Here is a 16,437-nt window from a genome sequence, read left to right on the forward strand (position 1 = left end):
CGAGCGACGCCACCGCCTGATAGGAGATACTCAATGAAGTTGCCGATCTACCTCGATTACTCCGCGACCACCCCGGTCGATCCCCGCGTCGCCCAGAAGATGGCCGACTGCCTGCTGGTCGACGGGAACTTCGGTAACCCGGCCTCGCGCTCCCACGTCTTCGGCTGGAAGGCCGAGGAAGCGGTCGAGAACGCTCGCCGCCAGGTCGCCGACCTGGTTAATGCCGACCCGCGGGAAATCGTCTGGACCAGCGGCGCGACCGAGTCCGACAACCTGGCCATCAAGGGTGTCGCGCACTTCTATCACACCAAGGGCAAGCACATCGTCACCTCCAAGATCGAGCACAAGGCGGTCCTGGACACCGCTCGCCAGCTCGAGCGCGAAGGCTTCGAGGTCACCTATCTCGAGCCTGGCGAAGACGGCATCATCACCCCGGCCATGGTCGAGGCGGCGCTGCGCGACGACACCATCCTGGTCTCGGTCATGCACGTCAACAACGAGATCGGCACCATCAACGACATCGCCGCCATCGGTGAGCTGACCCGCTCCCGCGGCGTGCTGTTCCACGTCGATGCCGCCCAGTCGACCGGCAAGGTCGAGATCGACCTGCAAAAGCTCAAGGTCGACCTGATGTCCTTCTCGGCGCACAAGACCTACGGCCCGAAAGGTATCGGCGCGCTGTACGTCAGCCGCAAGCCGCGCGTGCGCCTGGAAGCCACCATGCACGGTGGCGGCCATGAGCGCGGCATGCGCTCCGGCACCCTGGCCACCCACCAGATCGTCGGCATGGGCGAGGCCTTCGCCATCGCCAAGCAGGAAATGGCCAGCGAGAACGCCCGTATCAAGGCGCTGAGCGACCGCTTCTTCGAACAGGTCCAGAGCCTGGAAGAGCTGTACGTCAATGGCAGCCGCACCGCCCGCGTGCCGCACAACCTGAACCTGAGCTTCAACTACGTGGAAGGCGAATCGCTGCTGATGGCCCTCAAGGACATCGCGGTATCGTCCGGCTCGGCCTGCACCTCCGCTTCGCTCGAGCCTTCCTACGTGCTGCGCGCCCTGGGCCGCAACGACGAGCTGGCGCACAGCTCGATCCGCTTCACCTTCGGCCGCTTCACCACCGAAGAAGAAGTCGACTACGCCGCGCAGAAGGTCTGCGAGGCCGTGAACAAACTGCGTGAGCTGTCGCCGCTGTGGGACATGTACAAAGACGGCGTTGACATCTCCAAGATCGAGTGGGCCGCCCACTAAGCAGTCGCCGGCAAGAGCGGCTCCCTGATGAGGAAGGAATTGCACCATGGCATACAGTGAAAAGGTCATCGACCACTACGAAAACCCGCGCAACGTCGGCAAGCTGAACGCCGAGGACCCGGATGTCGGTACCGGCATGGTCGGCGCGCCGGCCTGTGGCGACGTCATGCGCCTGCAGATCAAGGTCAACGAACAGGGCATCATCGAAGACGCCAAGTTCAAGACCTACGGCTGCGGCTCGGCCATCGCCTCCAGCTCCCTGGCCACCGAGTGGATGAAGGGCAAGACCCTGGACGAAGCCGAGACCATCAAGAATACCCAGCTGGCCGAGGAACTGGCGCTGCCGCCGGTGAAGATCCACTGCTCCGTGCTCGCCGAGGACGCCATCAAGGCGGCCGTGCGCGATTACAAGCAGAAGAAAGGCTTGCTCTAAGTCGCCTGTGGCAAGGTAACTGACGTTGAGGAAAGAGTTCCGATGGCTATCAGCATGACAGAAGCCGCCGCCAACCACGTGCGGCGTTCCCTCGAAGGGCGCGGCAAGGGTGAGGGCATCCGCCTGGGCGTGCGCACCACCGGCTGCTCGGGCCTGGCCTACGTGCTGGAGTTCGTCGACGAGCTGGCTGCCGAGGACCAGGTGTACGAGAGCCATGGCGTCAAGGTGATCATCGATCCCAAGAGCCTGGTCTACCTGGACGGCACCGAGCTGGACTTCGTCAAGGAAGGGTTGAACGAAGGCTTCAAGTTCAACAATCCCAACGTGCGCGGTGAGTGTGGCTGCGGCGAAAGCTTCAATGTCTGAGGGTTGACGTGGGTACTCCTTGCCATTTCGCCCTGTTCGACCTCAAGCCCAGCTTTCGCCTGGACCTCGACAAGCTGGCCGTTCGCTATCGCGAGTTGGCCCGCGAGGTCCATCCGGACCGCTTCGCCGACGCCTCCGAGCGTGAGCAGCGCGTAGCCCTGGAAAAGTCAGCCGCCCTCAACGAGGCTTACCAGACCTTGCGCAGCGCGCCGCGGCGTGCCCGTTACCTGTTGGCCATCAGTGGCCACGAAGTGCCCCAGGAAGTCACCGTGCACGACCCGGACTTCCTGCTGCAGCAGATGCAGTGGCGCGAAGAGCTCGAAGAGCTGCAGGACGAGGCCGACCTGGACGGCGTCGCGGTGTTCAAGAAGCGCCTGAAGGTCGCCCAGGACACGCTGAACGAGGAATTCGCCGCCTGCTGGGACGATGCTGCCGAGCGCGACAGGGCCGAGCGCCTGATGCGCCGCATGCAGTTCCTCGACAAGCTCGCCCAAGAAGTGCGCCAACTGGAAGAGCGCCTCGACGATTAATCCCGGCGTCGCCCGTGATGACGCCTAAGGTACTCAGATAAGCATGGCCCTACTGCAGATCGCCGAACCCGGTCAGAGCCCCCAGCCGCACCAGCGTCGTCTGGCGGTGGGGATCGACCTGGGCACCACCAACTCCCTGGTCGCCGCGGTGCGCAGCGGCCGTAGCGAACCCCTGCCCGATGCACAGGGCAAGGTCATCCTGCCTTCCGCGGTGCGCTACCTCGATGGCCGCAGCGAAGTCGGCCAGGCCGCCCGCGATGCCGCCTCCAGCGACCCGTTGAACACCATCCTGTCGGTCAAGCGCCTGATGGGGCGTGGCCTGGCCGACGTCAAGCAACTGGGCGAGCAACTGCCTTACCGCTTCGTCGGTGGCGAGTCGCACATGCCGTTCATCGACACCGTCCAGGGCCCGAAGAGCCCGGTGGAAGTGTCCGCCGACATCCTCAAGGTGCTGCGTCAGCGGGCCGAGCAGACCCTCGGCGGCGAACTGGTGGGGGCGGTGATCACCGTTCCGGCCTACTTCGACGACGCCCAGCGCCAGGCTACCAAGGATGCCGCGAAGCTTGCCGGCCTCAACGTCCTGCGCTTGCTCAACGAGCCGACCGCGGCGGCGGTGGCCTATGGCCTGGACCAGGATGCCGAGGGCGTCGTGGCGATCTTCGACCTGGGCGGCGGTACCTTCGATATCTCCATCCTGCGCCTGAGCGCAGGTGTCTTCGAAGTCCTGGCCACGGGCGGCGACACCGCCTTGGGCGGTGACGACTTCGACCACGCCATCGCCGGCTGGATCATCGAGCAGGCTGGGCTGTCCGCCGACCTCGACCCGGCGGCCCAGCGCCAGCTGCTGCAGGCCGCTTGCGCGGCCAAGGAAGCCTTGACCGATGCCGATGCGGTCCGTGTCAGCCACGGCGCCTGGCAGGGCGAACTGACCCGCGCCGCGTTCGAGGCCATGATCGAGCCGCTGATCGCCCGCAGCCTCAAGGCCTGCCGCCGCGCCGTGCGCGACAGTGGCGTCGAGCTGGAGGATGTCGGGGCGGTGGTCATGGTGGGTGGTTCCACCCGCGTGCCGCGTGTGCGTGAGGCGGTTGGCGCGCTGTTCGGGCGTACCCCGCTGACTTCCATCGACCCGGACCAGGTGGTGGCCATCGGTGCCGCGATCCAGGCCGATACCCTGGCCGGCAACCGCCGCGAGGGCGGCGAGCTGCTGTTGCTGGACGTCATCCCGTTGTCCCTGGGCCTCGAGACCATGGGCGGGCTGATGGAGAAGGTGATCCCGCGCAACACCACCATCCCGGTGGCGCGGGCCCAGGAGTTCACCACCTACAAGGATGGCCAGTCGGCCATGATGATCCACGTCCTGCAGGGTGAGCGTGAGCTGGTCAGCGACTGCCGCTCCCTGGCGCGCTTCGAGCTGCGCGGCATCCCGGCCATGGTCGCGGGCGCGGCGAAGATCCGCGTGACCTTCCAGGTCGATGCCGATGGCCTGCTCAGCGTTTCGGCCCGGGAGACCGGCTCGGGCGTGGAGTCGAGCATCCAGGTCAAGCCGTCCTACGGCCTGACCGATGGCGAGATCGCACGCATGCTCAAGGATTCCTTCGAGCACGCAGGCTCCGACAAGCAGGCGCGCCAGCTGCGCGAGCACCAGGTCGACGGCGAGCGACTGCTCGAGGCGGTGCAGGGCGCTCTGGACGCCGACGGCGACCGCCTGCTCAGTGCCGAGGAGCGCGTAGCCATCGAGCACCAGATGCAAGAATTGCGTGATTTGCTCAGCGGCACCGATGGCGCGGCCATCGAGCAGCAGACCAAGCGTCTGTCGCAGGTGACCGATGCATTTGCCGCCCGTCGCCTTGATTCGACGGTCAAAGCCGCACTGGCCGGGCGCAACCTGAATGAGATCGAGGAGTAACCGATGCCCCAGGTGATTTTCCTGCCGCACGAGAAGTTCTGCCCGGATGGGCTGGTGGTGGAGGTGGAGCCAGGGACCAACATCCTGGAACTGGCCCACGAGCATCACATCGAGATGGAAAGCGCCTGTGGTGGCGTCTGTGCCTGTACCACCTGCCATTGCATCGTCCGCGAGGGTTTCGACTCGCTGGAGGAAGCCGACGAGCTGGAAGAGGACATGCTGGACAAGGCCTGGGGCCTGGAGGCCCAGTCGCGCCTGGCCTGCCAGGTCATCGTCGGCGAAGAGGACCTGACGATCGAGATTCCCAAGTACTCGCTCAACCACGCCGCCGAAGCGCCGCACTGAGGTCTACGCATGAGCCTGAAATGGATTGATGTACTTGAGATCGCCATCCAGCTTGCGCAAAGCAAGCCAGACGTCGATCCTCGTTATGTGAATTTCGTCGATCTGCATCGCTGGGTGCTGGAGCTGCCAGACTTCAGCGATGATCCGCAACGTGGCGGCGAGAAAGTGCTCGAAGCCATCCAGGCGGCCTGGATCGAAGAAGCCGACTGAGCGTGTCCGCAGGTTAGGCAATCCCTTGGAACCCGCGTATAATTCGCGGGTTTAATTTTTCGCAACACTCATATTTCTGGAGTTATCCATGGCTGTCCAACGTACCTTCTCCATCATCAAGCCCGACGCCGTCGCCAAGAACGTCATCGGCGAGATCACCACTCGCTTCGAGAAAGCCGGCCTGCGCGTCGTCGCTTCGAAGATGAAGCAGCTGTCCAAGGCCGAAGCCGAAGGCTTCTACGCCGAGCACAAAGAGCGCGGCTTCTTCGCTGACCTGGTTGCCTTCATGACTTCCGGCCCGGTCATCGTCCAGGTCCTGGAAGGCGAGAACGCCGTCCTGGCCAACCGCGAGCTGATGGGCGCCACCAACCCGAAAGAAGCCGCTCCAGGCACCATCCGCGCCGACTTCGCCGTTTCCATCGACGAGAACGCCGTCCACGGTTCCGACTCGGAAGCTTCGGCTGCCCGCGAAATCGCGTACTTCTTCTCCGCTACCGAGCTGTGCGACCGCATTCGCTAAGCGAAGCAGGTCTTGGGTGATTCCATGAGTGACATGACTGGCAAGATCAACCTGTTGGGCCTGACCCTCCAGGAAATGGAAAAATTCTTCGAGTCGATCGGGGAGAAGCGTTTTCGTGCCGGTCAGGTCATGAAATGGATTCACCACTTCGGCGTCGACGATTTCGCCGCCATGACCAATGTCGGCAAGGCCTTGCGCGAAAAGCTCGAGGCCGTTGCCGAGATTCGCGCGCCGGAAGTGGTCAGTGAAGACATTTCCGCCGACGGTACGCGCAAGTGGGTGGTCCGCGTTGCCTCCGGCAGCTGCGTCGAAACCGTCTACATCCCCACCGACGACCGCGGCACGCTCTGCGTCTCGTCCCAGGCCGGCTGTGCCCTGGACTGCAGTTTCTGCTCCACCGGCAAGCAAGGCTTCAACAGCAACCTCACCGCCGCCGAAGTCATCGGCCAGGTGTGGCTTGCGAACAAATCCTTCGGTACCGTCCCGGCCAAGATCGACCGCGCCATCACCAACGTGGTCATGATGGGCATGGGCGAACCGCTGCTGAATTTCGATAATGTCATCGCCGCCATGAAGATCATGATGGATGATCTGGGCTATGGCATTTCCAAGCGCCGCGTCACGCTGTCCACCTCGGGCGTGGTGCCGATGATCGACGAACTGGCCAAGCACATCGACGTTTCCCTGGCGCTGTCGCTGCACGCGCCGAACGACGAGTTGCGCAACCAGTTGGTGCCGATCAACAAGAAATACCCGTTGAAGGTGCTGCTGGACTCCTGCATGCGCTACATGTCCACGCTGGGCGGCAAGCGGGTGCTCACCGTCGAGTACACCCTGCTCAAGGACGTCAACGACCAGCCGCAGCACGCCGCCGAGCTGATCGAGCTGCTGCGCGACGTGCCGTGCAAGATCAACCTGATCCCGTTCAACCCGTTCCCCCATTCGGGCTACGAACGGCCGAGCAACAATGCCATCCGTCGCTTCCAGGACCTGCTGCACCACGGTGGCTTCAACGTCACCACCCGCACCACCCGGGGCGACGACATCGATGCCGCCTGCGGCCAGCTGGTCGGCCAGGTCATGGACCGTACCCGCCGCAGCGAGCGCTACATCGCCGTGCGCCAGCTGAACGCCGACGCAGAGCCGCAAGGCAACGCCGTGCGCCACTGACGAGGCCGCCCATGACCCTGCGCGCCGCGCTGTCGATCCTGTCGCTTTCGCTGCTGGCCGGCTGCGTGTCCGGCCGCGGTGACCCCTTGGCCAGCCGCCAGGGGCGGGTGGAAGCAGGGCAGGCCTACGTGCAATTGGGCCTGGGTTATTTGCAACAAGGTTTGACCGAACAGGCCAAGGTGCCACTGGGCCGAGCCCTGGCGCTCAACGGCAACGACGCCGACGCCCATGCCGCCTTGGGCCTGGTGTTCCAGGCCGAGGGTGAGCCGGCACTGGCCGAGGCGCATTGGCGCAAGGCCCTGGCGATACGCCCGGGCGACACGCGGATTCGCAACAACTACGGCAGTTTCCTTTATGCTCAGGGGCAATTTCGCCAGGCCGAGCAGATGTTTCGCCAAGCCGCCACCGATACCCTGTATCCTGAGCGGTCACGGGTGTACGAGAACCTTGGCCTGACGGCCCTGGCGCTCGATCGCCGCGACCAGGCGCACGAATACCTGGGCAAGGCCCTGCAGCTCAATCCGCACCAGCCTCGGGCATTGCTGGAAATGGCTGAGTTGTCCTACGAAAACAGGCATTATGTGCCGTCCCGGGACTACTACGATCGTTTCAGCCAACTGAGCGACCAGAACGCCCGCAGCCTGCTGCTGGGCAGCCGTATCGCCCGGGCTTTCGCTGAGCACAGCAGCGTGGCCGAGCTGGGCCAGCAACTACAACGACTTTATCCCGGTACGCCGGAATATCAGCAATACCTGTCGGAGCAACGATGAAAGCCGCGCACCCCGAAGTAGCAGCAGCGACTCGCCAGAATCCCGGTGAGGTCTTGCGCCAGGCCCGCGAGCGCCGGGAATGGTCGCAAGCCGAGGTGGCCCGCAAGCTCAACCTCACGGTAAGTTCGCTGAACAACCTGGAAACCGGCGCCTTCGACAAGCTGCCGGGGCATACCTTCGCCCGTGGTTACATCCGCGCCTATGCCAAGCTGCTGGACATGGACCAGGCGCCGTTGGTCGAGGCATTCGACCAGTTCACCGGCACCCATGCCAAGGGCAGCGAAGTGCACGCGCTAGGGCGCATCGAGGAGCCGGTGCGCCTGTCGCACAATATCCTGCGCGGCATCAGCCTGCTGTTGCTGGTGGCCGTGGTCGGCGGCGGCTTCTTCTGGTGGCAGGACCAGAACAGCCAGCGCGGCAAGGACCTGGCCAGGATCGCCCTGGAGCACGTCGAAGTCGAGAGCGCCGATGGCACCACCCAGATCCACCCGCTGGACGAGCCGGAAGACCAGGCCGTGAGCGCTGGCCAGCAGCCCGAGGCCGCACCGCTGCCGCTCGACCAGGCCATCACCGGGCAGGAGGCCGCCCCCGCGACCGAGACGGCGACCAGCGGCGAAACCCCGGCAGCCGACGACGCGAGCGCGCCTGCGACCGCCCCGACGCCTGCACCGGCTGCCAGCGAGGCGCCTGCCGCCCCGGCGGCGCCTAGCCTGCCTGCGGCTCCTGCCGCTCCGGTAGCTCCCGTGGCCAGCGCCCCGGCCGCCGTAGAGCCGGCCGCGGTTCCTGCCGGCAACGGCACGCTGCAAATCCAATTCACCGCCGATTGCTGGACCCAGGTCACCGACGGCAACGGCAAGGTGCTGTTCAGCGCCATCAAGCGCAAGGGCGACAGCCTGGACCTGACCGGCAAACCGCCGTTCGCGGTGCGCCTGGGCTTCGCCCGCGGCGCCCAGGTCAGCTACAACGGCCAGGCCGTCGACGTTGCCTCGTTCACCACTGGCGAGACCGCTCGCCTGAAGTTGGGACAGTAAGTCATGCACGGCGAATCTCCGATCAAACGTCGCGAATCCCGGAAGATCTGGGTCGGCAATGTACCGGTGGGGGGCGATGCCCCCATCGCGGTGCAGAGCATGACCAACACCGACACCAACGACGTCGCTGCCACCGTTGCGCAGATCCAGCGCCTGGTCGATGCCGGCGTCGACATCGTCCGTGTCTCGGTACCGGACATGGACGCCGCCGAGGCCTTCGGCAAGATCAAGCAGCAGGTCAGCGTACCGCTGGTCGCCGACATCCACTTCGACTACCGCATCGCCCTGCGCGTGGCCGAACTGGGCGTCGACTGCCTGCGCATCAACCCGGGCAACATCGGTCGCGAAGACCGTGTGCGTGCGGTGGTCGATGCCGCCCGTGACCGCGGCATCCCGATCCGCATCGGCGTCAATGCCGGCTCCCTGGAAAAGGACCTGCAGAAGAAATACGGCGAGCCGACCCCGGCCGCACTGGTCGAGTCGGCATTGCGTCATGTCGAGCACCTGGACCGCCTGGATTTCCAGGACTTCAAGGTCAGCGTCAAGGCCTCCGACGTGTTCATGGCCGTCGAGGCCTACCGCCAGCTCGCCCGGCAGATCGTCCAACCCCTGCACCTGGGCATCACCGAAGCCGGCGGCCTGCGTTCGGGGACGGTGAAATCCGCCGTCGGCCTCGGTATGCTGCTGGCCGAAGGCATCGGCGATACCATCCGCATTTCTCTGGCCGCCGATCCGGTCGAGGAAGTGAAGGTCGGCTACGACATCCTCAAGTCGCTGCACCTGCGTTCCCGTGGCATCAACTTCATCGCCTGCCCGAGCTGCTCGCGGCAGAACTTCGATGTGGTCAAGACCATGAACGAACTGGAAGGGCGCCTGGAGGACCTGCTGGTACCGATGGACGTGGCCGTGATCGGCTGCGTGGTCAACGGCCCGGGCGAAGCCAAGGAGTCCCACGTGGGGCTCACCGGCGGCACGCCGAACCTGGTCTACATCGATGGCAAGCCGTCGCAGAAGCTGACCAACGAGAACCTGGTCGACGAGCTGGAAAAGCTCATTCGCCAGAAAGCGGCCGAGAAGGTCGAGGCCGACGCGGCGCTGATCGCCCGTGGCTGACACACAGATTCGTAAGGATTTTCCGTGAGCAAATCGCTGCAAGCCATCCGTGGCATGAACGACATCCTGCCCGACCAGTCGCCCCTGTGGCGCTACTTCGAGGGCACCGTGGCCGGCCTGCTGGACACCTATGGCTACAGCCAGATCCGCACGCCGATCGTCGAGTTCACCGAGCTGTTCAAGCGCTCGATCGGTGAAGTCACCGATATCGTCGAAAAAGAGATGTACACCTTCGAGGATCGCAATGGCGATTCGCTCACCCTGCGTCCCGAAGGCACCGCCGCCTGCGTGCGTGCCGTGCTCGAGCACGGCATCACCGGCAACGGCCAGGTGCAGAAGCTCTGGTACGTGGGCCAGATGTTCCGCCACGAACGCCCGCAAAAAGGCCGCTACCGTCAGTTCCACCAGATCGGCGTGGAAGTGTTCAACCTGGACGGTCCGGATGTCGACGCCGAGCTGATCATGCTGACCTGGCGCCTGTGGGGGCTGCTGGGCATCCAGGACGCGGTCAAGCTCGAGCTCAACAGCCTGGGCACCAGCGAAGCCCGCGCGCGCTACCGCGACGCCCTGGTCGAGTTCCTTTCCGCGCGCATCGAACAACTGGACGAAGACAGCCAGCGTCGCCTGAAAAGCAACCCGCTGCGCATCCTCGACAGCAAGGACCAGGGCACCCAAGCGGTGCTGGCCGACGCGCCGAAGCTGGAAGACTACCTGGACGAGGACTCCCGCGTGCACTTCGAGGGCCTCAAGGCACGTCTGGACGCCGCTGGCATTCCGTTCGTCATCAACACCAAGCTGGTCCGTGGCCTGGACTACTACAGCAAGACCGTGTTCGAGTGGGTCACCGACAAGCTCGGTGCCCAGGGCACCGTCTGTGCCGGTGGCCGCTACGACGGCCTGGTCGAGCAGATGGGCGGTAGGCCGACCCCGGGCGTGGGCTTCGCCATGGGCATCGAGCGCCTGATCCTGTTGCTGGAGACCCTGGGCAAGGTGCCCGAGTCCATCAGCCGCCAGATCGACGTCTACCTGTGTGCCTTCGGCGAACAGGCGGAACTGGCCGGCCTGCGCCTCTGCGAAAACCTGCGCGATCGCCTGCCGGGCCTGCGCCTGGCGGTCAACGCCGGTGGTGGCAGCTTCAAGAGCCAGTTCAAGAAAGCCGACAAGAGCGGGGCGCTGTTCGCCCTGATCCTGGGCGACGACGAACTGGCGCAACGGGTCATTGGCGTCAAGCCCCTGCGTGGCCAGGGCGAACAACAGAACATTGCCTGGGATGCTCTGGCCGAGCACCTGGAAGCCGCGCTCGCCCAGGCGTGATGCGGTTCAACAGCCGAATTGCTGAAAAGGAGTATTGGGGTGTCGAGTATCGATGATGATGGCCTGGCCGCGGCCAAGGACTGGTGGAATCGCAACGGCAAGCCGCTGCTGACCGGTGCCCTGCTGGCCGCCGCGGTGGTGATGGGTTGGCAGGCCTGGCAGAAGTACCAGAGCAACCAGTCGCAAGGCGCCTCGGTGCTGTACCAGGCCCTGCTGGAGACCGCCCTGACGCCGAGCGGTGAGCCGGATGCGACCAAGGTCGCCGAGCTGGCCGGCAAGCTCAAGAGCGAGTTCGGCGGCACCGCGTACGCCCAGTACGGCAGCCTGTTCGTGGCCAAGGTCGCGGTCGAGAGCGGCAAGCTCGACGATGCCGCTGCCGAGCTCAAGGGCGTGATGGACAAACCGGCCGATGCGACCCTGGGCGAGATCTCGCGCCAGCGCCTGGCCCGCGTGCTCGCCGCGCAGGACAAGGCCGAAGAGGCCCTCAAGCTGCTCGACGGCGATGCCGACAAGGCCTTCCTGGCCAGCCGCGAAGAACTCAAGGGCGACCTGCTGGTCCAGCTCGGCCGTGCCGACGATGCCCACAGCGCATACGAGAAAGCCAAGGCCGCGCTGTCCGACGACGCCGCGGTCGGTGGCCTGCAACTGAAGCTGGATGACCTGGCCAGAGGGGACGCCTGACGTGATCGGTTGGAAACAAGCAGCAGTGCTCGCCCTGGCCGTCCTGGCCGCGGGTTGCAGCAGCAACAGCAAGAAGGAACTGCCCCCGGCCGAGCTGACCAAGTTCACCGAGGAAGTGGTGCTCAAGAAGCAGTGGAGCCGTTCGATCGGCGACGGCCAGGGCGAGACCTACAACACCCTGGTGCCGGCCATCGAGAACGACCGTATCTATGCCTCCGACGTCAACGGCCTGGTCTTCGCCCTGGATCGCCTCAACGGCGACGTGGTGTGGAAGAAGGACCTGGAGCTGCCGGTGTCCGGCGCCGTCGGCGTGGGCTATGGCCTGGTCATGCTCGGCACCCTCAAGGGCGAGGTCATCGCCCTGGATGCCAGCACCGGCGAGGAGCGCTGGCGTTCGCGGGTGACCAGCGAAGTGCTGGCGCCGCCTGCCACCAACGGTGACGTGGTGGTGGTGCAGACCCAGGACGACCGCCTGATCGGCCTCGACGCCGCCACCGGTGACCGTCGCTGGATCTACGAAAGCAGCCCGGCCGTGCTGACCCTGCGCGGTACCGGTGCGCCGATCGTGACCAACCGCCTGGCCGTGGCTGGCCTGTCCACCGGCAAGGTGATCGCCGTGGATACCCAGAACGGCGTGCCGGTGTGGGAGAGCCGCGTGGCCATCCCGCAGGGCCGTTCCGAGCTGGATCGGGTGGTCGATATCGACGGTGGCCTGCTGCTCTCTGGCGGCATGCTGTATGTCAGCACCTACCAGGGCCGGGTCGCCGGCCTCGACCTGGAAAGCGGCCGCGTGCTGTGGCAGCGCGATGCCTCCAGCTACGTGGGTGTCGCCCAGGGCTTCGGCAACGTCTACGTCAGCGAGGCCTCGGGCACCGTCGAGAGCATCGACGAGCGCTCCTCCAGCGCCCTGTGGAGCAACGATTCCATGGCCCGCCGCCAGTTGTCGGCACCGGAAGTGTTCTCCAGCTACGTGGCGGTGGGTGACTTCGAGGGCTACCTGCACCTGCTCAGCCAGGTCGATGGCCGCTTCGTCGGTCGCGAGCGGATCGACAGCGATGGCCTGCGCGCCCGACCCCTGGTGGTCGGCGACACCATCTATGTCTTCGGCAACAGCGGCAAGCTCGAGGCGCTGACCATCCGCTGAGGCTATGCTTGAGTCCGTCATGGGGCTCAGGCAATGGCGCATGACGCGCCGCACGAACTCCGGCCGCTGCCTTGCAGCGGCCTTTGCATTTTCAAGAATTCAAGAGTGGAGAGCCGCATGGTTCCCGTAATCGCCCTGGTGGGACGGCCGAACGTCGGCAAGTCCACCCTGTTCAACCGCCTGACCAAGACCCGCGATGCCATCGTCGGCGACCTGTCGGGCCTGACCCGTGACCGCCAGTACGGCGAGGCGACCTGGCAAGGCCGCTCCTACATCCTGATCGATACCGGTGGCATCACCGGCGACGAAGTGGGCATGGACGAGAAGATGGCCGAGCAGTCGCTGATGGCCATCGAGGAAGCCGACTACGTGCTGTTCCTGGTCGATGCCCGTGCCGGCATGACCGCTGCCGACCAGATGATCGCCGAACACCTGCGCAAGCGGAACAAGGAAGCCATCCTGGTCGCCAACAAGATCGACAACATCGACGCGGACGTCGCCCGCGCCGAGTTTTCGCCCTTGGGCATGGGCAACGCCATCCCGGTGGCCGGCTCCCAGGGCCGTGGCGTCAACGCGCTGATGGAAGCGGTGCTGGGGCATATCCCGCGCGACAAGGCCGAGGAAGCCCTCGACGAAGAAGTCGCCGAAGGCGAAGAAGCCGCGCGCATCCCTGGCCCGAGCGAAAAGGACGGTATCAAGATCGCCATCATCGGCCGCCCGAACGTCGGCAAGTCGACCCTGGTCAACCGCATGCTCGGCGAAGAGCGTGTGGTGGTCTACGACCAGCCTGGCACCACCCGCGACAGTATCTACATCCCGTTCGAGCGCGATGAAGAGAAGTACACCCTGATCGACACCGCCGGGGTGCGCAAGCGCGGCAAGATCCACGAGGAAGTCGAGAAGTTCTCCGTGGTCAAGACGCTGCAGGCGATCAAGGACGCCAACGTGGTGATCTTCGTCATGGATGCCCGCGAAGGGGTGGTCGACCACGACCTGAACCTGCTGGGCTTCGCCCTGGAGGCGGGGCGTGCCATCGTCATCGCGCTGAACAAGTGGGACGGCATGGAGCCAGGCGAGCGCGACTACGTGAAGACCGAGCTGGAGCGCCGGCTGTTCTTCGTCGACTTCGCCGATATCCACTTCATTTCCGCGCTGCACGGCACCGGTGTGGGCCACCTGTACAAGTCGGTGCAGGCCGCGTTCAAGTCGGCGGTGACCCGCTGGCCGACCAGCCGCCTGACCCAGATCCTCGAGGACGCCATCAGCGAGCACCAGCCGCCGATGGTCAACGGTCGGCGCATCAAGCTGCGCTATGCCCACCTCGGGGGGGCCAACCCACCGCTGATCGTGATCCATGGCAACCAGACCGACAAGATCCCGCGTTCCTACTCGCGTTACCTGGAGAACACCTACCGCCGGGTGCTCAAGCTGGTCGGTACGCCGATCCGCATCGAATACAAGGGCAGCGAAAACCCGTACGAGGGCAAGAAGAACACCCTCACCGATCGCCAGGTCAACAAGAAGCGCCGCCTGATGTCGCACCACAAGAAGGCCGAGAAGAAGCGCAAGGACAAGCGCAAGTAAGCTTCGGGCTGCAAGCTGCAGCTTGTAGCTTGCAGCTTTTTCCTGACCGCTCGATCCGCTATGCTCGGGCTCTACCCCGTGCCGTATGCAACGTGCAGGAAAGAGGGCCCCATGATCCGCAGCAAATTGCCGAACGTCGGCACGACCATCTTCACCACCATGTCGCAGTTGGCCGTGCAGACCGGTGCGCTCAACCTGTCCCAGGGATTTCCCGACTTCAATGGCCCACAGGCATTGCTCGATGCGGTTGGCCGGCACGTGGCCGCCGGCCATAACCAGTACGCGCCCATGACCGGCCTGCCGGCCTTGCGCCAGCAGGTGGCGGCGAAGGTCGCACGGCACTATGGCGTGAACGTCGATGCCGACCATGAAGTGACCATCACCCCCGGTGCCACTGAGGCGATCTTCTGCGCCATCCAGGCGGTGATCCAGGCCGGCGACGAGGTGATCGTCTTCGATCCGGCCTATGACAGCTACGAACCTTCCGTGGAGCTGGCCGGCGGTCGCTGCGTGCATGTGCAGCTTCGCGATGGCGATTTTCGTATCGACTGGCAGGCGTTCAGCGATGCCCTGACCCCGCGTACGCGCATGGTCATCCTCAACTCGCCACACAACCCCAGCGGTGCGTTGATCGGTCGCGACGACCTGGACCAGTTGGCAAGGCTGATCGAAGGACGCGACATCTACCTGGTCAGCGACGAAGTGTACGAGCACCTGATCTACGATGGCGTGCGCCACGCCAGTGTGCTGGCCCACGAGCAGCTGTATGCGCGGGCTTTCGTGGTCAGCTCGTTCGGCAAGACCTACCACGTCACCGGCTGGAAGACCGGCTACGTGGTCGCGCCGCCGGCCTTGAGCGCCGAACTGCGCAAGGTCCACCAGTACGTCAACTTCTGTGGCGTGACCCCGTTGCAATGCGCCCTGGCCGACTACATGGCCGAGCATCCGGAGCACCTGGACGAATTGCCGGGCTTCTACCAGGCCAAGCGCGACCTGTTCTGCGACCTGCTGCAGGCTTCGCGTTTCACCTTCACCCGCACGCCGGGCACCTATTTCCAACTGGTGGACTACTCGCAGATCCGCCCGGACCTCAACGATGTCGACATGTCCCTGTGGCTGACCCGCGAGCACGGTGTGGCGACGATCCCGGTCTCGGTGTTCTACCAGCAACCTGTCCCCGAGCAACGCCTGGTGCGCCTGTGCTTTGCCAAACGTGAGGAGACGCTGCGTCAGGCGGCGGAAAGACTATGCGCGATCTGAGCCAACTGCCCAACCTGAAAGTCGCCCTGGTGCAGACCACCCTGGCCTGGCAGGACCGCCAGGCCAACTACGAGCATTTCGAGGAACTGCTGGAGCAGGCCGGCGACGTAGACCTGGTGATCCTGCCGGAGATGTTCACCACCGGTTTCTCCATGGACTCCGAGCGCCTGGCCGAGCCTGAGAACGGCCCGACCTACAAGTGGCTCAAGGCCCAGGCGAAGAAGCACGATGCGGTGATCACCGGCAGCGTGATCGTCCAGGCCGCCGATGGCAGCCATCGCAACCGCCTGCTCTGGGCGCGGCCGGATGGCGAGATCCTGCATTACGACAAGCGCCACCTGTTCCGCATGGCTGGCGAACACAAGCACTACACGCCGGGCGAGCGCCAGGTGCAGTTCGAGATCAAGGGCTGGCGCGTTCGCCCGCTGATCTGCTACGACCTGCGTTTCCCGGTCTGGAGCCGTGACGCCCAGGACACCGACCTGCTGCTGTATACCGCCAACTGGCCGGCCGCGCGCCGCCAGCACTGGAACCGCCTGTTGCCGGCGCGGGGCATCGAGAACCTGTGCTACGTGGCGGCGGTGAACCGAGTGGGCACCGATGGCAAGGGCTTTGCCTATTCGGGCGACAGCCAGGTGCTGGATTTCCAGGGCGAGAGCCTGCTCAGCGCCGGGGAGGCTGACGGGGTGTTCACTGCGGTGTTGAGCGCGGCGGACCTGGCGGCGTACCGCTCGCGCTTCCCGGCCAACCTGGATGCCGACAGCTTCGAGTTGCATTGAGCGTCGGGCCAGCGTGGTCATTCAACGCCTATC

Annotated in this window: 18 protein-coding genes; all 18 read left to right on the forward strand. The window is 65.0% G+C overall.

Annotated elements, in window-relative coordinates; translation table 11 throughout:
• The first annotated feature begins 33 nt into the window (after positions 1 to 33).
• The 18 genes from ACDI39_RS22235 (at position 34) to ACDI39_RS22320 (ending at position 16,404) form a co-directional block, all read left to right on the forward strand.
• The gene (locus ACDI39_RS22235) at positions 34 to 1,248 is read left to right on the forward strand and encodes an IscS subfamily cysteine desulfurase (RefSeq protein ID WP_225788608.1); all 1,215 of its coding nucleotides are present in this window, start codon (positions 34 to 36) and stop codon (positions 1,246 to 1,248) included.
• Positions 1,249 to 1,294: 46 nt separating this feature from the next.
• The gene (gene iscU / locus ACDI39_RS22240; RefSeq protein ID WP_225788609.1) at positions 1,295 to 1,681 is read left to right on the forward strand and encodes a Fe-S cluster assembly scaffold IscU; all 387 of its coding nucleotides are present in this window, start codon (positions 1,295 to 1,297) and stop codon (positions 1,679 to 1,681) included.
• A 42-nt stretch (positions 1,682 to 1,723) separates the two neighbouring features.
• The gene (iscA, locus tag ACDI39_RS22245; RefSeq protein WP_253080780.1) at positions 1,724 to 2,047 is read left to right on the forward strand and encodes an iron-sulfur cluster assembly protein IscA; all 324 of its coding nucleotides are present in this window, start codon (positions 1,724 to 1,726) and stop codon (positions 2,045 to 2,047) included.
• 8 nt (positions 2,048 to 2,055) lie between these two features.
• Positions 2,056 to 2,577: a co-chaperone HscB gene (hscB, locus tag ACDI39_RS22250; protein ID WP_253080779.1), complete on the forward strand. Its 522-nt coding sequence runs from the start codon at positions 2,056 to 2,058 to the stop codon at positions 2,575 to 2,577.
• A gap of 43 nt (positions 2,578 to 2,620) precedes the next feature.
• Positions 2,621 to 4,483 (forward strand): Fe-S protein assembly chaperone HscA, encoded by a 1,863-nt coding sequence (hscA, locus tag ACDI39_RS22255; protein ID WP_225788612.1) that lies wholly within the window; start codon positions 2,621 to 2,623, stop codon positions 4,481 to 4,483.
• A 3-nt stretch (positions 4,484 to 4,486) separates the two neighbouring features.
• Positions 4,487 to 4,828: an ISC system 2Fe-2S type ferredoxin gene (gene fdx, locus ACDI39_RS22260; protein ID WP_043208095.1), complete on the forward strand. Its 342-nt coding sequence runs from the start codon at positions 4,487 to 4,489 to the stop codon at positions 4,826 to 4,828.
• 9 nt (positions 4,829 to 4,837) lie between these two features.
• Positions 4,838 to 5,038: a Fe-S cluster assembly protein IscX gene (gene iscX, locus ACDI39_RS22265; protein ID WP_225788613.1), complete on the forward strand. Its 201-nt coding sequence runs from the start codon at positions 4,838 to 4,840 to the stop codon at positions 5,036 to 5,038.
• Positions 5,039 to 5,126: 88 nt separating this feature from the next.
• The gene (ndk, locus tag ACDI39_RS22270; protein WP_225788614.1) at positions 5,127 to 5,558 is read left to right on the forward strand and encodes a nucleoside-diphosphate kinase; all 432 of its coding nucleotides are present in this window, start codon (positions 5,127 to 5,129) and stop codon (positions 5,556 to 5,558) included.
• Between the two features lie 24 nt (positions 5,559 to 5,582).
• The gene (rlmN, locus tag ACDI39_RS22275; RefSeq protein WP_225788615.1) at positions 5,583 to 6,728 is read left to right on the forward strand and encodes a dual-specificity RNA methyltransferase RlmN; all 1,146 of its coding nucleotides are present in this window, start codon (positions 5,583 to 5,585) and stop codon (positions 6,726 to 6,728) included.
• A gap of 11 nt (positions 6,729 to 6,739) precedes the next feature.
• The gene (gene pilW / locus ACDI39_RS22280; protein ID WP_486537055.1) at positions 6,740 to 7,498 is read left to right on the forward strand and encodes a type IV pilus biogenesis/stability protein PilW; all 759 of its coding nucleotides are present in this window, start codon (positions 6,740 to 6,742) and stop codon (positions 7,496 to 7,498) included.
• Positions 7,495 to 8,529: a RodZ domain-containing protein gene (locus tag ACDI39_RS22285; RefSeq protein WP_253080776.1), complete on the forward strand. Its 1,035-nt coding sequence runs from the start codon at positions 7,495 to 7,497 to the stop codon at positions 8,527 to 8,529. Before pilW ends, ACDI39_RS22285 begins: the two co-directional genes overlap by 4 nt.
• Positions 8,530 to 8,532: 3 nt before the next feature.
• Positions 8,533 to 9,642, forward strand: coding sequence for a flavodoxin-dependent (E)-4-hydroxy-3-methylbut-2-enyl-diphosphate synthase (gene ispG / locus ACDI39_RS22290; RefSeq protein WP_225788618.1), 1,110 nt, complete (start codon positions 8,533 to 8,535; stop codon positions 9,640 to 9,642).
• A 24-nt stretch (positions 9,643 to 9,666) separates the two neighbouring features.
• Positions 9,667 to 10,956, forward strand: a complete 1,290-nt coding sequence (hisS, locus tag ACDI39_RS22295; protein ID WP_253080775.1) for a histidine--tRNA ligase — start codon at positions 9,667 to 9,669, stop codon at positions 10,954 to 10,956.
• 39 nt (positions 10,957 to 10,995) lie between these two features.
• Entirely contained in the window at positions 10,996 to 11,637 is a 642-nt protein-coding gene (locus ACDI39_RS22300) for a tetratricopeptide repeat protein (RefSeq protein WP_225788620.1), read from the forward strand.
• Position 11,638: 1 nt separating this feature from the next.
• On the forward strand, positions 11,639 to 12,781 hold the full coding sequence (gene bamB / locus ACDI39_RS22305; protein WP_225788621.1) for an outer membrane protein assembly factor BamB: 1,143 nt from the start codon (positions 11,639 to 11,641) through the stop codon (positions 12,779 to 12,781).
• Between the two features lie 117 nt (positions 12,782 to 12,898).
• Positions 12,899 to 14,365, forward strand: a complete 1,467-nt coding sequence (gene der / locus ACDI39_RS22310; RefSeq protein ID WP_225788622.1) for a ribosome biogenesis GTPase Der — start codon at positions 12,899 to 12,901, stop codon at positions 14,363 to 14,365.
• A gap of 111 nt (positions 14,366 to 14,476) precedes the next feature.
• The gene (locus ACDI39_RS22315) at positions 14,477 to 15,625 is read left to right on the forward strand and encodes a pyridoxal phosphate-dependent aminotransferase (protein WP_225788623.1); all 1,149 of its coding nucleotides are present in this window, start codon (positions 14,477 to 14,479) and stop codon (positions 15,623 to 15,625) included.
• On the forward strand, positions 15,613 to 16,404 hold the full coding sequence (locus ACDI39_RS22320) for an amidohydrolase (protein WP_253080774.1): 792 nt from the start codon (positions 15,613 to 15,615) through the stop codon (positions 16,402 to 16,404). The genes ACDI39_RS22315 and ACDI39_RS22320 overlap by 13 nt, the downstream gene beginning before the upstream one ends.
• The last annotated feature ends 33 nt before the right edge of the window (positions 16,405 to 16,437 follow it).

The organism is Pseudomonas sp. Tun-23181 (genome assembly GCF_057415455.1).

Bases quoted from the DNA above. Each gene is read 5' to 3' on its own strand.
- ACDI39_RS22235 (WP_225788608.1), top strand. From the start codon at position 34: ATGAAGTTGCCGATCTACCTCGATTACTCCGCGACCACCCCGGTCGAT.
- iscU (WP_225788609.1), top strand. From the start codon at position 1,295: ATGGCATACAGTGAAAAGGTCATCGACCACTACGAAAACCCGCGCAAC.
- ndk (WP_225788614.1), top strand. From the start codon at position 5,127: ATGGCTGTCCAACGTACCTTCTCCATCATCAAGCCCGACGCCGTCGCC.
- iscX (WP_225788613.1), top strand. From the start codon at position 4,838: ATGAGCCTGAAATGGATTGATGTACTTGAGATCGCCATCCAGCTTGCG.
- ACDI39_RS22320 (WP_253080774.1), top strand. From the start codon at position 15,613: ATGCGCGATCTGAGCCAACTGCCCAACCTGAAAGTCGCCCTGGTGCAG.
- hscA (WP_225788612.1), top strand. From the start codon at position 2,621: ATGGCCCTACTGCAGATCGCCGAACCCGGTCAGAGCCCCCAGCCGCAC.
- fdx (WP_043208095.1), top strand. From the start codon at position 4,487: ATGCCCCAGGTGATTTTCCTGCCGCACGAGAAGTTCTGCCCGGATGGG.
- rlmN (WP_225788615.1), top strand. From the start codon at position 5,583: ATGAGTGACATGACTGGCAAGATCAACCTGTTGGGCCTGACCCTCCAG.
- der (WP_225788622.1), top strand. From the start codon at position 12,899: ATGGTTCCCGTAATCGCCCTGGTGGGACGGCCGAACGTCGGCAAGTCC.
- ACDI39_RS22285 (WP_253080776.1), top strand. From the start codon at position 7,495: ATGAAAGCCGCGCACCCCGAAGTAGCAGCAGCGACTCGCCAGAATCCC.
- iscA (WP_253080780.1), top strand. From the start codon at position 1,724: ATGGCTATCAGCATGACAGAAGCCGCCGCCAACCACGTGCGGCGTTCC.
- pilW (WP_486537055.1), top strand. From the start codon at position 6,740: ATGACCCTGCGCGCCGCGCTGTCGATCCTGTCGCTTTCGCTGCTGGCC.
- ACDI39_RS22315 (WP_225788623.1), top strand. From the start codon at position 14,477: ATGATCCGCAGCAAATTGCCGAACGTCGGCACGACCATCTTCACCACC.
- ispG (WP_225788618.1), top strand. From the start codon at position 8,533: ATGCACGGCGAATCTCCGATCAAACGTCGCGAATCCCGGAAGATCTGG.